Raw genomic sequence first — 14,786 nt, 5'->3', positions numbered from 1 at the left:
GCCCAGATCGGCTCCCAGGTTTGGCCGCTCACGCATCTACCCACCGGTCGACGAATTCACGCCCGGCGGCAGCAGCGCCTGTGCATCCGGGCTGCTGCGCCGCCAGATGCGCTGTAGTGCCGGGCCGTACAAGATAAACACCAACGCCGCAGCAATCAGAGGCAACGCCGCAAACACCCACCCCGTCAACAGCTCCCCCCCCAGCGCCACCCCCACCAGCAACGCCACCGCCGGGTTCACAAACGAGTAGCTCCCCGCCAGCGCAGCCGACGTGTTCTGCAACAGCCACAAATACGCATTGAGCGCCACCAGCGTGCCAAACACCAGCAGGTAGATCCATGCCGCCCAAGACCTGGCGCTGACCTGGCCCAAGGCGCTCAATGGCTCAAACCACAGCGCCACCACCAACCCCATGGCACCGCCCGCAAACCACTGCGCCGCAGACGCCATGGCCGGGGCGGGCAAAGACAACTTGCGCGATGCGTACGAACCCACGCTCCAGGCCAAGGGGGCGCCAAAGGCCAGCAACGCACCCAGCCAGGTGGCAGAAAAATCTCCTTCCAGCGCCAGCAACAGCGCGCCCACCACGCCCAGCGCCAGGCCGATCCAGCTGGTGACCGGCACCCGCTCACCACCCCAGCGCGACCACAGCGCCAGCCACATCGGCATGGTGGTCACCACCGTGGCCATCAGGCCCGAGCCGATGCCGAGTTTTTGCGCAAAGCCGATGAAATTCATGGCCAGAAACACCATGAGCCCGCCCACCAGCGCTGAGTTGCGCCACTGCGCGCGCGTGGGCAGTGCGTGCCCCTGCCACACGGCAATCAGCAGCATGACGCCGCCTGCGCACAGAAAGCGGATGGCGTTCATCAACAGCGGCGGCATGCTCGTCAGCGCAATGCCGATGGCGAAATACGTGGTACCCCACACCACGTACACCAGCAGCAAGGCCACTGCGACGGCCCAGTTGCGCTGCGCGCGGGGTTGCGCATTGAAAATTGTCGGCATATTCTTCACCTGACCGAATAATTTATGGGAATCCGAAGGATTTCGGAATTTTTACCAAAATCAAGACCATATGCAAGCAAATATTCAGACGGATGACATGGACGCCAGAATTATTTCGGCATTGGGGGCCGATGGCCGACGTTCCTATGCCGATGTGGGGGCTGAAGTGGGGCTGTCTACGGCGGCCGTGCACGAGCGAGTGAAGAAGCTGCTGGACAAGGGCGTGATCCGCCGGTTTTCGATCAGCGTGGACCCGGAGCGTGTGGGCCTGAACTTCACCGCGTTCGTGGCGATCCGCAACGATGGCGGCATCCACTGCCGCGACGTGGCGCCGCGCCTGCGCGCCATGCCCCAGGTCGAAGAGCTGCACAGTGTGGCGGGCGAATACGACTTTCTGGCCAAGATCCGCACCACGCATGCCCGCGCGCTGGAAGACGTGATCTACGAGATCAAGGCCATCGCGGGCGTGGCCCGCACCACCAGTACAGTGGTGCTCAACACCGAGTTCGAGGACCGCCCGCTGGACCTGGGTTGGATGAATGGCGACAAGGCCAGCTGACGCGAGGCCCCCGCCCTGGGCGCGCAGCGCCGCTGCTTACGCCGCCACGGCCACGGAGACCCCGGCAGCCCCGGCAACAGCGTCAGCAGCAGGGGCCTGCGCCATGCGTTGCACCAGCGCCATGTAGTAGCCCAGCGGTGACGTAGCCAGCCCCGGCACCTTGGCATGGTCGTCATAGCGGCGCAGGCGGATGGCCTCCTGCGCAAAAGGCTGGGCCGCAAACTGCATTGCTTCTTGGGGCGTGAAGGCGCCCCCTTGCAGCACCAGACTGTGCTGCGACGCGGGCGACAACGCCTCCCAATACCCCGGCTCCATCGCGCACAGGTAGCGCTTGGCATCCACATGCAGGCGGATGGGCTCCAGCACCGCGTCGGGCAGCAGTCCACGCAAGAACGGGATGGCGATGTACTGGTGCAGATCGTCCTGCTCGGCCGTGTCGCCCCCGGGTGCCAGCAGGTGCCCCAGGTCGTGCAGCAGGGCAGCGACGATGGTGGCTGGGTTTTCGCCCGATTTTTCGGCCCATTGCGCGCACTGCAGTGCATGCTCGAGCTGACTGACCGCCTCGCGGCCGTACTGGTTCACGCCCCGGGTAGCGAGCAGGTGGGCGACGTCTTCAAGGCTCAAGGCCATGGGGTGCTCCTCAGAACTTAGACCAGGGACTTGCGGATGCGGGCCGACACCAGGTCGATCACGCTCACAGTGACCACGATGATGAGCATGACTGCGCAGGTCTCGGCGTACTGGAAGCCCCGGATGATTTCCCACAACACCACCCCAATGCCCCCCGCGCCCACCATGCCCACCACCGAGGCCGATCGCACGTTGGCTTCAAACCGGTAGAGCGTGTAAGAGATCCACAGCGGCATCACTTGCGGGATCACGCCATAGATGATTTCGTGCAGCGCGCTCGCACCGGTGGAGCGAATGCCCTCCACCGGCTGCGGGTCGATGGCCTCTACGGCTTCGGAGAACAGCTTGGCCAGCGTGCCCGAAGTGTGGATCCACAGCGCCAGGACGCCGGCAAACGGCCCCAGGCCTACCGCCACCACGAACAGCATGGCGAACACCATTTCGTTGATGGCACGGAACGCGTCGAGCACGCGGCGCACAGGCTGGTACACCCACCAGGGAACGATGTTGGACGAGGCCAGCAGCGCCAGCGGCACGGCGGTAACCACTGCCAGGGCCGTACCCCACAGCGCGATCTGCAGCGTGACCAGCATCTCCTGCACATAGAGCTGCCACTGCGAGAAATTAGGCGGGAAGAACTCCGCAGCGTAACGGGCCATGTTGCCCGAATCGCTCAAAAGGTCGAGCGGGCGCATGTCGGCGCCCTTCCAGGAAGCCGCCAGCAACACGAGCAGGATGCCCCAGGACAGGTACCAGACCAGGCTGCGTTTGGGCGCCGTGGTGCTGGCCAGCGTGGCCAGCGAGGGATTCAGAGCAGAAGACATGGGCACACCTGGGCTGCGATAAAAACGAGCCGCTTACTTCAGCGACGCCAATTGCTGGTCAATTTCGGCCAGGCGGGTCTTCTTGTCGGCGTCGGCCAGCGTGGTGTCGGCTTCGATCCTGTTGCGCTTGCCAAACAGGTCGAGCTGACGGATGGGTGTGAGTTGGGCGTTGCTCGATGGCTTGAAGCCCGAGAGCTTGGAGATTTTCATCACGATCTCTTTCTCGCGTGCATCGGTCTTGGCGTAGTTGTAGAAAAAGTCCTTGATCTTGGCCTTGGTGGACTCAGGCATTTCCTTGCTCAGCACCAGCGGGTCCAGCGCAATCAGTGGCGATGTCCAGACGATCTTGATGTCCTTGAACTTCTCAGGCTGGCGCTCCTTGATCTTGTCGAGGTTTTCGCTGTTGTTGGTGGCCACATCCACCTGCTTGTTGGCCACTGCCAGGGCGTTGGTCTCGTGGTTGGCGCTGCGCACGATCTTGAAATGCGTTTTCACATCGACCTTGTTCTGCGCAAAGGCGTAGTAGCCGGGTACCAGAAAGCCCGAGGTCGAGTTGGGGTCACCATTGCCAAAGCTCAGCGATTTGCCGTTCTTGAGCACATCGTCGAGCGTGTTGTAGGGGCTGTCCTTGTGCACGATGAGGTGCGAGTAGTAGCCTTGGGTGCCATCGGCGTTGACCATTTGCGCGAACACTTCACCATTGGCACGGTCCACCGCCTCCATGGCCGACTTGTTGCCCAGCCAGGCCACCTGCACCTTGTTGAAGCGCATGCCTTCGATGATGCCAGCGTAGTCCGGCGCGAAGAAGGCGCGGATCTTGAAGCCGGTTTGCTTGGCCATGTCGTCCAGCAGGGGCTGCCAGTCGGCTTTGAGGTTTTGCGTGGCTTCGGTGGAGATGATGCCGAAATTGATGTCCTGGGCATGGGCACCAGAAAGACCCAGACCCAATGCAAGCGCTGCACACAGTTTCTTGAACATGGAAAAACTCCGAAAAAAGGGGAACAGAAAAAAGCTGTACGTTCAGGCAGCCTGGACCATTGCGGGAGACCAATGAGGTGCGGGCATTGGCGCCGCCACTGGCGCTGCAGGAGAAGCGGCTGCATCCGACAGGATCTCGTCGGCGTGCACGCCATACAGGCTGCGCAGCAGTGCGGGTGTGAGTGCGGCAGAGGGGCCGTCGTACACCACCTGGCCGTGGTGCAATGCCACCACGCGCGGGCAGTATTTGATGGCCACGTCCACCTGGTGCAAGGACACGATGACGGTGCAACGGTCCTCGCGGTTGATGCGTGCCAGGATGTCCATCACCTTGCGCGAGGACTCCGGGTCCAGCGAGGCAATGGGCTCGTCGGCCAGCACCACCTTGGCGCCCTGCACCAGCGTACGCGCAATGGCCGCGCGCTGCTGCTGCCCGCCGGACAAGGTGGAGGCACGCTGTGCATGGCACTCGGCAATGCCCACACGGCCCAGGGCTTCGAGTGCCAGCGCGCGCTCGTGCGGCTTGAACATACGCAGCCAACCGCGCCAGCGGGGGGTGCGATGCAGCAGGCCCACCAGCACATTCATCAGCACCGGCAGGCGGTCCACCAGGTTGAACTGCTGGAACACAAAACCCACCTGCGAGCGCACCTTGCGGATGTCGCTGTGGATGCGCCCACCCTGCTGCACGCAGCGGCCGTCCACCTCGATCAACGAATCGCTGGCCGCGTCGGCCACCACCAGGCCCGCCACGTGGCGCAGCAGGGTGGACTTGCCGGAGCCAGATGCTCCGATCAGCGCCACCATCTCACCGCTCTGCACGGTGAGGTTGATATCACGCAGGGCGTGTTTTCCGTTGGCGAAATGCTTGTTCAGTTGATGGATGTGCAGTGCGGCGGTCATGGCAGCCTCCTGAGGGGGTTAAGTCGTCTAGACAACTGAAGTGTGGTTGTCACGCGTGACAGTGCTTTGACAGTTGGGAGAAGGTTGGATGTCAATCAGAGAGCAATCTGCAGGCGCTTACAGCACACGCTGTCCTTCGCGCCAAACACCGCGCACCACGGCTTGGCGGCCGCCATCGGGCAGTTCGGCCATGTGCACCTGCACCAGGTCCGCACGCAGGCCCGGTGCCAGCTCGCCCCGGTCCGCCATGCCCGCCGCCTTGGCGGGGTTGCGGGTGACGGTGGCTACCGCCTGTGGCAGGGGCAGGATGTCGTCCTGCACCAGCCGCATCACCGCGCTCAGCAGGCTGCCGGGCACGTAGTCGGACGAGAGGATGTCCAAGAGCCCCCGGCGCGCCAGGTCGGCCGCCGCCACGTTGCCCGAGTGCGAACCACCCCGCACTACATTGGGCCCGCCCATCACGGTGAGCAGCCCGCGCTCGTGCGCAGCCTGGGCTGCAGCCAGCGTGGTCGGGAACTCCGACATCGCAGCTCCTTCGGCATGGGCCTGCTCCACATGGGCCACCGTTGTGTCGTCGTGGCTGGCCAGCGAGATGCCGTGCGTGCGACAGTAGTCCACAAAGTACGCCCGGTGCGGCTCGGCGTACTGCGCCTGCAGTGTGGCCGCGTGCGCCACCTGACGCTCGAACTTTTCGGCGCTCCAGCCCTTTTTGCCGGTGTAGTAGGTGCGCGCCTGCTCGATGTTCTCCCACTGCCGCTGGCCCGGGGTGTGGTCCATCAGCGAGATCAGCGACAGGCGCGGGTGGCCGTGGAAGGGCTCGAACAGGTCGATGGTGTTGGGTGCGGGCAGCTCGCAGCGCACATGCAGGTGGTGGTCGGCACGCAGCAGGTTGCGTTTGGTGCAGGTGTCGATGGTGCTGAGCACGCGGTTCCAGGCGCTGCCACGCAGGCTGTCCACATCGGCCTCGCCCACGCCCAGCGCGTCCAGCACCGTCGTGATGCCTGCGGCCGCAATCTCGGCATCGTGCGCCAGCAGTGCAGGCATCTCGGCCCATTGCACCTTGGGGCGCGGCATGAGGTGGCGCTCGAAGTTGTCGGTATGGATTTCCACCAGCCCAGGCAGCAGGTAGTCACCCCCCAGGTCGATGCCCTGCAGGGCCGATGTGCCACCACCGTCCACCGACGCGATGCGCCCAGTATCCACATGCAGACTGCCCAACACCACTTCGCCCGGCAGCACCATGCGGGCGTTCTTGAACACGGTCGCAGTCATGCCGATGCTCCCCGGAAGTCACCCACGTTCACGCGGCGCGTGGCCACTGCCGCACCCACCTGCGCATCGTGAAAGATGCCCACCAGGGCGGCGCCGCGCGCCACGGCCTCGCGGATCATGGCAATCACGGTCTCGGTGTTGGCCGCGTCGAGCGATGCGGTGGGCTCGTCCAGCAACAGCAACGGCTTGGGCTTGATCATGTTGCGGGCAATGTTGATGCGCTGCTGCTCACCACCGGAGAAGGTGGCGGGCGGCAGATGCCACAGCCGCTCGGGGATGCGCAGGCGGGTCAGCCACTGGCGGGCGGCCTCACGCGCTGCCTCGATGCCCACAGGGTCGTCGCCTGCGTCTTCCGCCAGCGGCTCGGCCACCACGTCCAGCGCCGACACGCGCGGGATGACCCGAAGGAACTGGCTCACATAGCCCACCGTGTCCCGCCGCAGCTGCACCAGCGCACGCGGCGTGGCTTGCGTCACGTCCACCACGGTGCCACCGGCGGAGCGCACAGTGATGCTGCCCGCATTGGCGCGATAGTTGGCATAGATCATCTTGAGCAGCGTACTTTTGCCCATGCCCGAAGGGCCGTCGAGCACTACACATTCGCCCGGCTGCACCGCCAGGTCCACGCGCTCCAGCACCGGCAACTCGATACTGTTCTGGTGGTGCAGGGTGAAGCGCTTGGCCACCCCTTGCATCTGAAGAATGGGAAAAGTGTTGTTCATGGCTGCAGTACCGAAGAGACGAGGAGCTGGGTGTAGGGGTGTTGCGGGTCGTCAAGCACCTGGTCGGTCAAGCCCGCCTCCACCACGCGGCCGCGCTGCATGACCACCATGCGGTGCGCCAGCAGGCGCGCCACGGCCAGGTCGTGCGTGACCACAATGGCCGCCAGCTGCATCTGCCGCGTGAGCTGGCGCAGCAGGTCCAACAGGCGCGCCTGCACCGATACATCGAGGCCCGAGGTGGGTTCATCCATGAACACCAGGCGCGGCTGCGTGACCAGGTTGCGCGCAATCTGCAGGCGCTGGCGCATACCGCCCGAGAAGGTGCGCGGTGCATCGTCGATGCGCGCGGCGTCGATCTCCACGCGCTGAAGCCATTCTGTGGCTGTGGCGCGCAGGCGGCCGTAGTGGCGCTCGCCCAGGCCCATCAGGCGCTCACCCACGTTGGCGCCGGCCGACACATCCATGCGAAGGCCGTCCGCCGCGTTCTGGTGCACAAAACCCCAGTCGGTGCGGGCCAGCAAACGCTGCTGCGCTTCGGTCATGGCGTAGATGTCTTGCAGCTCACCACTGCGCTGGCGGAACTGCACCGTGCCTTCGTCTGGTGCGCTGCGCGCCGCAATGGCGTTGAGCAGCGTGGACTTGCCGGAGCCCGACTCGCCGACCACGGCGAGCACTTCGCCAGGCCACAGGTCAAAGGACGCGCCTTGCAGCGCCACGCGGTCGCCATAGCGCTTGCTGACATTGCGCACGCTCAGCAGCGGCGCAGCAGGTTCGGGGTGGTTCATGTGAGGGTCTCGACGACAAAGCTCAGGCCATGCTGCGCAAAGCCGAGGGATTCATAAAAGGCATGGGCGCCCGCACGGCGGGCGTTGGACGAGAGCGCGAGCTTGTAGCAGCCGGCCTCGCGGGCCTGCTGCATCGCATGGGCCATCATCTGGCGCCCAATGCCACGGCCCTGCTGGTCCTGTGCCACCACCACGTCTTCAACGATGGCCGACGGCGCCCCCCGGTGGGCCAGGTTGTGCATGATGAGCAGCGCATAGGTGCCCACCACCGCATCGTGCTGCGCAGGGTCACAGGCCACCCACAAGCGGTAGCTGGGGTAGCGCGCAAACTGGGCCCAAACGGCCTGGGCTTCGTCCAGGGTCAGCACATCTGCGGGGCTGTCTTCAATGGCTGCATACAGGGCCAGTACGTTCTCCAGGTCATCGCGCCGGGCTTCGCGAATGGGCACGGTGCTCATGCGGCCCCGCCTTCCACCAGCGCTGATTCGGCTTGCTGCGCCTGGCGCTCCTGGCAATAGTCCGAGTCGGAACACACATGCATGCGCCCGCCCTGGTCATCGGTGATGACCTCGTCCAGAAAGCTGTCGGTGGCGCCACACAGCGCGCAGGCAGCGTCCCAGCGCTGCACTTCGAACGGGTGGTCCTCAAAACCCAGACTCTCCACCGGCGTGTAAGGCGGCACGGCGTAGATGCGCTTTTCGCGGCCCGCACCAAACAGCTGCAGCGCGGGGTTCATGTGCATCTTGGGGTTGTCAAACTTGGGGATGGGGGATGGCGCCATCACGTACCGCCCGTTCACAAGCACGGGGTAGTCATAGGTGGTGGCAATGTGGCCGTAGCGTGCGATGTCTTCGTAGAGCTTGACGTGCATGAGCCCGTACTCGGCCAGGCCATGCAGCGTGCGCGTCTCGGTCTCGCGCGGCTCCAGGCGCTGCATGGGCTCGGGCACTGGCACCTGGTAGACGATGACCTGGCCTTCGGCCAGTGGCGTCTCAGGGATGCGGTGGCGCGTCTGAATCAGCGTGGCATCGCGCGTGCGGGTGGTGGTGGCCACCGCCGTGGTGCGCTCAAAGAAGCGGCGAATGTTGACCGCGTTGACCGTGTCGTCCGAGCCCTGGTCGATGACCTTGAGGCAGTCCTGCGGGCCGATGATGGATGCCGTCACCTGGATGCCGCCCGTGCCCCAGCCATAGGGCAGCGGCATTTCGCGGGAGCCAAAGGGCACCTGGTAGCCGGGGATCGCCACCGCCTTCAGGATGGCGCGGCGGATCATGCGCTTGGTGCGCTCGTCCAGGTAGGCAAAGTTGAAGTGGCCGTCCACCGGTGTGGCGTCGGCGGGCAGGCCCATTACGGCGGGTTCCATGGGCGCATTCATGCGGCATCCTCCTCAGCAGGGGTTTTGGGGTGGGCGACATCGGCGCGCATCTTGCGCACCAGCTCCAGCTCAGACTGAAAGTCCACGTAGTGCGGCAGCTTCAGGTGCTGCACAAAGCCCGAGGCTTCGAGGCTGTCGCTATGGCCCAGCACAAACTCCTGCATCTGTGCGGGGGACTCAACCGGCTCACCCAACTCGTCGGCGCGCAGGGCGCGGTCCACCAGGCTCATGGCCATCGCCTTGCGCTCGCTGTGGCCAAACGCCAGGCCGTAGCCACGCGTGAACTGCGGGGGCTGGCTCTTGCTGCCTGCAAACTGGTTCACCATCTCGCATTCGGTGATTTCGATGTCGCCGATGTCGATGGCAAAGCCCAGCTCTTCCGTTTCGATCTCCACCGCCACCGTGCCCAGGCGCACCTCGCCCACAAAGGGGTGCGAGTGCGAATAGCCGCGCTGCGTGGAATACGCCATGGCGAGCAAGAAGCCCTCATCCCCGCGCGCAAGGTTTTGCAGTCGTGTGGCCCGACTGGCGGGGAAGCGCAGTGGCTCGCGGGTCAGGTCCATGGGCGCAGGGTCGCCCGGTGGGACGGGGCGGGTCTCGATCAGGCCTTCGTGGTTGAGCAGGTCCACCACACGCGGCGTGGGGCTTGGCGGTGTTGCGGATGGCGCTGCGGCAGTGCCCGCAGACTCCATCCCAGGGCCCTCGGCCAGCAGTTCGAAGTCGAGCAGGCGCTGCGTGTAGTCGTACGTGGGGCCCAGCACCTGGCCGCCCGGCAGGTCCTTGAACGTGGCGGAGATGCGCCGGTCCAGCGCCATGCAGCTGGTGTCCAGCGGGCAGGTGGCGCCCAGGCGTGGCAGCGTGGCGCGGTAGGCGCGCAGCAAAAAGATGGCTTCCACCAGGTCGCCCGCCGCCTGCTTGATGGCCAGGGCCGCGAGTTCGGGGTCGTACACCGATCCCTCAGTCATGACGCGGTCCACCGCTAGCTTGAGCTGCTGGCGGATCTGCGCCACCGACAGTTCAGGCTGTGCGGTATCGCCCCGGCGCTGGCGGGCCAGCAACTGGTAGCTGTTGAGAATGGCGGCTTCTCCGCCCTTGACGGCAACGTACATGCTCAGACCTCCTGAAGGGCGGCGGCACCGCGCGTCGCCCGCGTTGTGCGCGGCAATCCCACGATGTGGCCCGCCGTGCCCAACAACACATCCACACCACACGGGAACACTGCGTGGTTGGCCGCCCACTGGGCCTCGAAGTCGTCGGACAAACCGTCCACCTGCAAAGCCGCCACGTCCTGGATGCCAGGTCCGCGCAACTGCCATGCCCCAGGGGCGTCCACCATGGTTGCAACGGTACGTGCCACGTCCACCACGCAGGTCGCCGACTGGTCGGGGTAGATGTCACTGCCCTGAGCCAGGCTGTGCAGCGCAGGCAGGGCGTCGCCCTGCGCCACCCACACAAATCGGGCCAGCGCAGCGTCGGCCACCAAGGTACAGCCCGTATGGAAGCGCAGCCACGCCCCCGCATCGCTGGCCGCCAGGCGGGGCGATAGCCACAACGTGCAGTCGCTGTCGAGCAGCGCCAGCAGCACGGCAGCCGATGCGGCATGCCCCACAGCCGGGGTCTGCGCGTCGTGCTCTACCGCCACAGTGCGGCCGGGGAGCGACAGCGCCAGCAGCACGGCGCGGAACACGGCCTGGCTGCCAAAGGCTTCATTCGAAAATCCGGCACCCAGTGATGCCAAAGGGGTCGTGCTCATTCGGTCTCCTCCTCGTTGTCGGAACCGCTCTCGCGCGCCACGGTGAAAAAGTCCACCTTGGTACTGGCGGCACGCGCATGGCGCTCGGCCTGGGTGTGGCGCAGGTGGGTGCGGATCGGCTCCAGCAATTGAGCGTCCAGCACCGGTTGCTGTGCAGGGTCTTGCAGTAGCGCATCGGCCAGTGCTGCCAACTGCACCTGACGGTGCGAGCGGCCCAGCACATAGGCCACGCCCACGGTAGCCTCGGCGGCGTCCGATGGGTTCGCCACGCGCAGCGCACACCGGGTCACGGTGACCTCGCCCAGGTTGAAGCGCTCGCCCGTGCCACCGGCGCGGCCCTGCACCATCATCAGACCGGTCTCGGGTGCACGCAGCCAACGCGCAGGGCGGGTGGCATGCTCTTGCAACGCGGATTCGAGCAGCCCCAGCGGCGCCCGGGCCAGCAGCGCCATCCACTGCGCGCGGCCCAGGGGGCAATCTGGCCCTGGGTTGTCAAAGGCTTGAAACATGGAAGTGGTACCCTGAAAGTTGTATAGACAAATTGAACAACTGGCGCCAGCTTAAAGAGCGCGCATGTAGGTTTCATGACAGCCAGCACTACCACCCTCTCGACCTCCTTGCAGGCCCCAACCTCGCCGTCGTTGCGCCCTGCGCGCGACAGCTTCTGGACACGTATCGCCACTGAACTGGCAGAGGCCATTGGCAGCGGCATCTACGCCCCAGGCCAGCGACTTCCTTCGGAACACGCGCTGGCCGAGCAGTTCGGCGTGAACCGCCACACCATCCGCCGCTCTCTCGCCAGCCTGTGCAGCCAGGGGCTGGTGCGCATCACGCAGGGCAGCGGCACCTATGTCGAAGACTTCGCGGTGGACCTGGTGCTGGGCAAACGCACGCGCCACCAGCAGGGCCTGGCCCAGGCGGGGTTGCGCGGCAGCCTGGTGGTGCTCGGAGAACAGACGGTGCGCGCCACTGCCGCCTTGGCCAAGGCCCTGCAGGTGCCCGCACGCAGCCCGCTTCTGGCGCTGCACGTGATGGGCGAGGCCGAGGGCCAGCCCCTGCACCTGAGCGAGCGCTACTTTCCCCTGCCCCGCTTCGCAGGACTGGCGGACGTAGTGCGCAATACCGGCTCCATCACCGCCGGGTTTGCCGCCCATGGCGTGGCCGACTACACCCGCCGCGAAAGCCGCATCACCGCCGAGCTGCCCAGCGCCGAAGTGGCCGCCCAACTGCGCCAGCCCACGTCACGCCCCGTGCTGCAAGTGGAGAGCCTGAACGTGGACCTGGCGGGCACGCCCATCGAATGGGCGCGCGCCTGGTTTGCGGGCGACCGCGTGAAACTGACCATTGACCACGATGAACACGCCTGAAATGCCACCCACACACCACCGCTATGCGATCTATTTCGCACCCAACCCGGGCAGTCTGGGCTGGCTGGCGGGTAGCCACTGGCTGGGGCGCTGCGCCGCGCTGCTGCAGCCCCTGCAGCAACTCGCCATCGAAGGCGTTGCGGCGGACGCCCTGCACCGCCTGACTGCGGCGCCCCGCCGCTATGGCTGGCACGCCACGCTCAAGGCACCTTTTGAGCTGGCACCCGGCACCGACTGGATCACGCTGCACCAGGCCGTGCAGGCTGTGGCGCGCGGGCTGCAACCCTTTGTGCTGCCGCCCCTGCAGGTGCAACGCATTGATGACTTCCTGGCGCTAGTGCCCCCGGCGTTGCACCCGGCCAATGCACAGATACAGGAGACCGCTGCCACCTGCGTGACGGCGCTGCAGCCCTTGGCAGCGCCACTGTCCGACGCCGACCTCGCCCGGCGCCGCGCGGCCGGGCTCACCGCCCGGCAGGACGCCCTGCTGCAGCAATGGGGCTATCCGTTTGTGCTGGACGAGTTCCGCTTTCACATGTCGCTCACCGGCAGCCTGGCGCAGGTGGACACACAGACGCAGGCGCTGGTGCTCGATGCCGCGCAAGAGTTCTTCTCGGACCTTCCCATCCTGAAGTTCAACAGCCTGGCCTTGTTCGCAGAGCCCACGCACGGCGCCGACCTTGTGCTGCTGGACCACCTGGAGATGGGCGCATGACACCAGGCCGCCTGATCTACTGCATGGGCCCCTCGGGTGCGGGCAAGGACAGCCTGCTGGACTGGTTGCGGGCTCACCTGCCCCAGCCCTGCCCCGTGCACTGGGCGCAGCGTACCATCAGCCGTACAGCAGCGCCTGGCGGCGAAGCCCATGAAAGCGTTTCGCCCGAAGCGTTTGCTGGGTTGCGCCACGAACAGGCCTTTGCCCTGCACTGGGAGGCCAATGGCCTGGGCTACGGCGTGCGGCATGCGCAACTGGCACCGCTGGCACAAGGCCACTGGGTGCTGCTCAACGGCTCGCGCGCCTACCTTCCTGAGGCCCTGGCACGCTTCCAGAACCTCGTAGCGGTGCACATCACCGCCAGCCCCCAGGTGCTGCGCCAGCGACTACTGTCGCGGGGCCGCGAGACTCCTGAGCAAGTGGAGGCCCGCGTGCAACGGGCCATGGCCTACACACCGCCCCTAGGTTCTGCCAGCCTGGAAGTGCACAACGACGGCGCGCTGAGCGATGCAGGCCAGCAGCTACTGAACGCGCTGGAGCAGTTACCAGGCTGGCCCCTGCACAGTGGCAAACTTTCACGCCAGCAACCCGCCTATTCGTAACCCCGCGTAACCCACGCCATCCCGTCAGCCATCCACAGCGCCCCATGACCGCCATCACCATCTATCACAACCCCAAATGCGGTACATCCCGCAACGCGCTGGCCTTGATCCGCAACAGCGGCGTGGAGCCCGAGGTCATTGAATACCTTAAAACCCCACCCGACCGTGCCACGCTGGTGGCGCTGATTGCAGCCACGGGCGAGCCGATGATCAACGCCGTGCGCGCCAAGGAGGCCGTGTTTACCGAGCTGCAACTGGGCGCCCCTGGCGTCACGGACGAGCAGCTCATCGACGCGATGCTGCAGCACCCCATCCTCATCAACCGCCCCATCGTGGTCACGCCGCTGGGCACGCGGCTGTGCCGCCCGTCAGAAGTGGTGCTGGACATCTTGCCCGCGCCGCAGCAAGGCGCTTTCACCAAGGAAGACGGCCAGGTGGTGGTCAATGCGAAGGGCGAACGTGTCTGAGGCCGCCGCTACCCACCCCCCGGACCTTGCGGACCTGCCGCAGCTGCAAGCTGCCCTCTTCCGCGTGCCTGCCGTAGCGCAGCTGCAGCCACCGCAGCCAAGCACCCATGCACCGCGCTTCTTGCTGCTGTATGGATCGCTGCGCGCGCGTTCGTTCAGCCGCCTGGTGACCGAAGAGGCCGCGCGCCTGCTGACGGTCATGGGCGGCGAAGTGCGCATCTTCAATCCCAGCGGGCTGCCGCTGGCCGACGACGCCCCAGACACCCACCCCAAGGTGCAGGAGCTGCGCCACCTGGCCCAATGGGCCGAGGGCATGGTGTGGTGCTCGCCCGAGCGCCATGGCGCCATGACCGGCATCATGAAAACGCAGATCGACTGGATACCGCTGGCCGTGGGCGCAGTGCGGCCCACACAGGGCAAGACGCTGGCAGTGATGCAGGTGAGCGGCGGCTCGCAGTCGTTCAATGCCGTCAACCAGATGCGCGTGCTGGGCCGGTGGATGCGCATGCTCACCATCCCCAACCAGTCGTCGGTGGCCAAGGCGTTTCAGGAGTTTGGCGACGATGACCGCATGAAACCGTCGGCTTACTACGACCGCGTGGTGGACGTGATGGAAGAGCTGTTCAAGTTCACTTTGCTCACGCGCGACGTAGCGCCCTACCTGGTGGACCGCTACAGCGAGCGCAAGGAGAGCGCGGAGGAACTGTCGCGCCGGGTGAACCAGCCCAAGGCGGTTTGATGCCCGCTCCTCGACCCGTGACACCAAACACCGTTCGGGCTGAGCCTGCCGAAGCCGCGGCGCTGTTCATTTTGCTCGCGCCATCAA

At 65.8% G+C, this 14,786-nt stretch carries 19 protein-coding genes; 6 read left to right on the top strand and 13 right to left on the bottom strand.

The window, feature by feature from the left end:
• Window positions 1-36 precede the first annotated feature (36 nt).
• Window positions 37-1,008 (bottom strand): EamA family transporter, encoded by a 972-nt coding sequence (locus ACK4OE_RS08795; RefSeq protein ID WP_409884384.1) that lies wholly within the window; start codon window positions 1,006-1,008, stop codon window positions 37-39.
• 97 nt (window positions 1,009-1,105) lie between these two features.
• Here ACK4OE_RS08795 and ACK4OE_RS08790 point away from each other — a divergent pair, with 97 nt between their 5' ends.
• Window positions 1,106-1,567, top strand: a complete 462-nt coding sequence (locus ACK4OE_RS08790) for an Lrp/AsnC family transcriptional regulator (RefSeq protein ID WP_409884382.1) — start codon at window positions 1,106-1,108, stop codon at window positions 1,565-1,567.
• A gap of 36 nt (window positions 1,568-1,603) precedes the next feature.
• Here ACK4OE_RS08790 and ACK4OE_RS08785 read toward each other — a convergent pair whose 3' ends face one another.
• The 12 genes from ACK4OE_RS08785 to phnG form a co-directional block, all read right to left on the bottom strand.
• Window positions 1,604-2,197 (bottom strand): phosphonate degradation HD-domain oxygenase, encoded by a 594-nt coding sequence (locus ACK4OE_RS08785; RefSeq protein WP_409884381.1) that lies wholly within the window; start codon window positions 2,195-2,197, stop codon window positions 1,604-1,606.
• Window positions 2,198-2,214: 17 nt separating this feature from the next.
• The gene (gene phnE, locus ACK4OE_RS08780; RefSeq protein WP_409884379.1) at window positions 2,215-3,021 is read right to left on the bottom strand and encodes a phosphonate ABC transporter, permease protein PhnE; all 807 of its coding nucleotides are present in this window, start codon (window positions 3,019-3,021) and stop codon (window positions 2,215-2,217) included.
• Window positions 3,022-3,054: 33 nt separating this feature from the next.
• Complete coding sequence (gene phnD, locus ACK4OE_RS08775; protein ID WP_409884378.1) at window positions 3,055-3,999, bottom strand: phosphonate ABC transporter substrate-binding protein; 945 nt, start codon at window positions 3,997-3,999, stop codon at window positions 3,055-3,057.
• A 42-nt stretch (window positions 4,000-4,041) separates the two neighbouring features.
• Window positions 4,042-4,902, bottom strand: a complete 861-nt coding sequence (phnC, locus tag ACK4OE_RS08770) for a phosphonate ABC transporter ATP-binding protein (protein WP_409884377.1) — start codon at window positions 4,900-4,902, stop codon at window positions 4,042-4,044.
• 117 nt (window positions 4,903-5,019) lie between these two features.
• The gene (locus tag ACK4OE_RS08765) at window positions 5,020-6,174 is read right to left on the bottom strand and encodes an alpha-D-ribose 1-methylphosphonate 5-triphosphate diphosphatase (RefSeq protein WP_409884376.1); all 1,155 of its coding nucleotides are present in this window, start codon (window positions 6,172-6,174) and stop codon (window positions 5,020-5,022) included.
• Window positions 6,171-6,896, bottom strand: a complete 726-nt coding sequence (phnL, locus tag ACK4OE_RS08760; RefSeq protein WP_409884375.1) for a phosphonate C-P lyase system protein PhnL — start codon at window positions 6,894-6,896, stop codon at window positions 6,171-6,173. The genes ACK4OE_RS08765 and phnL overlap by 4 nt, the downstream gene beginning before the upstream one ends.
• Window positions 6,893-7,681, bottom strand: coding sequence for a phosphonate C-P lyase system protein PhnK (gene phnK, locus ACK4OE_RS08755; RefSeq protein ID WP_291438187.1), 789 nt, complete (start codon window positions 7,679-7,681; stop codon window positions 6,893-6,895). Before phnK ends, phnL begins: the two co-directional genes overlap by 4 nt.
• Complete coding sequence (locus ACK4OE_RS08750) at window positions 7,678-8,139, bottom strand: N-acetyltransferase family protein (protein WP_409884373.1); 462 nt, start codon at window positions 8,137-8,139, stop codon at window positions 7,678-7,680. Before ACK4OE_RS08750 ends, phnK begins: the two co-directional genes overlap by 4 nt.
• The gene (locus ACK4OE_RS08745) at window positions 8,136-9,056 is read right to left on the bottom strand and encodes an alpha-D-ribose 1-methylphosphonate 5-phosphate C-P-lyase PhnJ (RefSeq protein WP_409884371.1); all 921 of its coding nucleotides are present in this window, start codon (window positions 9,054-9,056) and stop codon (window positions 8,136-8,138) included. Before ACK4OE_RS08745 ends, ACK4OE_RS08750 begins: the two co-directional genes overlap by 4 nt.
• Window positions 9,053-10,165 carry a carbon-phosphorus lyase complex subunit PhnI gene (locus tag ACK4OE_RS08740; protein WP_409884369.1) on the bottom strand — a complete coding sequence of 371 codons (1,113 nt, stop codon included), beginning with the start codon at window positions 10,163-10,165 and terminating at the stop codon, window positions 9,053-9,055. The genes ACK4OE_RS08745 and ACK4OE_RS08740 overlap by 4 nt, the downstream gene beginning before the upstream one ends.
• A 2-nt stretch (window positions 10,166-10,167) precedes the next feature.
• Window positions 10,168-10,809 carry a phosphonate C-P lyase system protein PhnH gene (phnH, locus tag ACK4OE_RS08735; RefSeq protein WP_409884368.1) on the bottom strand — a complete coding sequence of 214 codons (642 nt, stop codon included), beginning with the start codon at window positions 10,807-10,809 and terminating at the stop codon, window positions 10,168-10,170.
• Window positions 10,806-11,318 (bottom strand): phosphonate C-P lyase system protein PhnG, encoded by a 513-nt coding sequence (phnG, locus tag ACK4OE_RS08730; RefSeq protein ID WP_409884366.1) that lies wholly within the window; start codon window positions 11,316-11,318, stop codon window positions 10,806-10,808. The genes phnH and phnG overlap by 4 nt, the downstream gene beginning before the upstream one ends.
• Window positions 11,319-11,393: 75 nt before the next feature.
• Here phnG and phnF point away from each other — a divergent pair, with 75 nt between their 5' ends.
• The 5 genes from phnF to arsH are packed head-to-tail and all read left to right on the top strand — an operon-like array spanning window position 11,394 to window position 14,699.
• Window positions 11,394-12,176, top strand: a complete 783-nt coding sequence (gene phnF / locus ACK4OE_RS08725) for a phosphonate metabolism transcriptional regulator PhnF (protein ID WP_409884364.1) — start codon at window positions 11,394-11,396, stop codon at window positions 12,174-12,176.
• Complete coding sequence (locus ACK4OE_RS08720; protein ID WP_409884362.1) at window positions 12,163-12,891, top strand: DUF1045 domain-containing protein; 729 nt, start codon at window positions 12,163-12,165, stop codon at window positions 12,889-12,891. The genes phnF and ACK4OE_RS08720 overlap by 14 nt, the downstream gene beginning before the upstream one ends.
• A complete protein-coding gene (gene phnN / locus ACK4OE_RS08715) occupies window positions 12,888-13,493 on the top strand; it encodes a phosphonate metabolism protein/1,5-bisphosphokinase (PRPP-forming) PhnN (RefSeq protein ID WP_409884360.1) in 606 nt (201 codons plus the stop codon). Before ACK4OE_RS08720 ends, phnN begins: the two co-directional genes overlap by 4 nt.
• 44 nt (window positions 13,494-13,537) lie before the next feature.
• Window positions 13,538-13,960: an arsenate reductase (glutaredoxin) gene (gene arsC, locus ACK4OE_RS08710; protein WP_409884357.1), complete on the top strand. Its 423-nt coding sequence runs from the start codon at window positions 13,538-13,540 to the stop codon at window positions 13,958-13,960.
• Entirely contained in the window at window positions 13,938-14,699 is a 762-nt protein-coding gene (gene arsH / locus ACK4OE_RS08705) for an arsenical resistance protein ArsH (RefSeq protein ID WP_409884355.1), read from the top strand. The genes arsC and arsH overlap by 23 nt, the downstream gene beginning before the upstream one ends.
• Window positions 14,700-14,786: the final 87 nt, after the last annotated feature.

Origin of the sequence: Acidovorax sp., assembly GCF_046314175.1 — a bacterium.
Classification (GTDB): Bacteria; Pseudomonadota; Gammaproteobacteria; order Burkholderiales; family Burkholderiaceae_C; genus Acidovorax.
The sequence above is the reverse complement of the archived record's forward strand: the minus strand, read 5'-3'. Positions and strand labels throughout refer to the sequence as shown.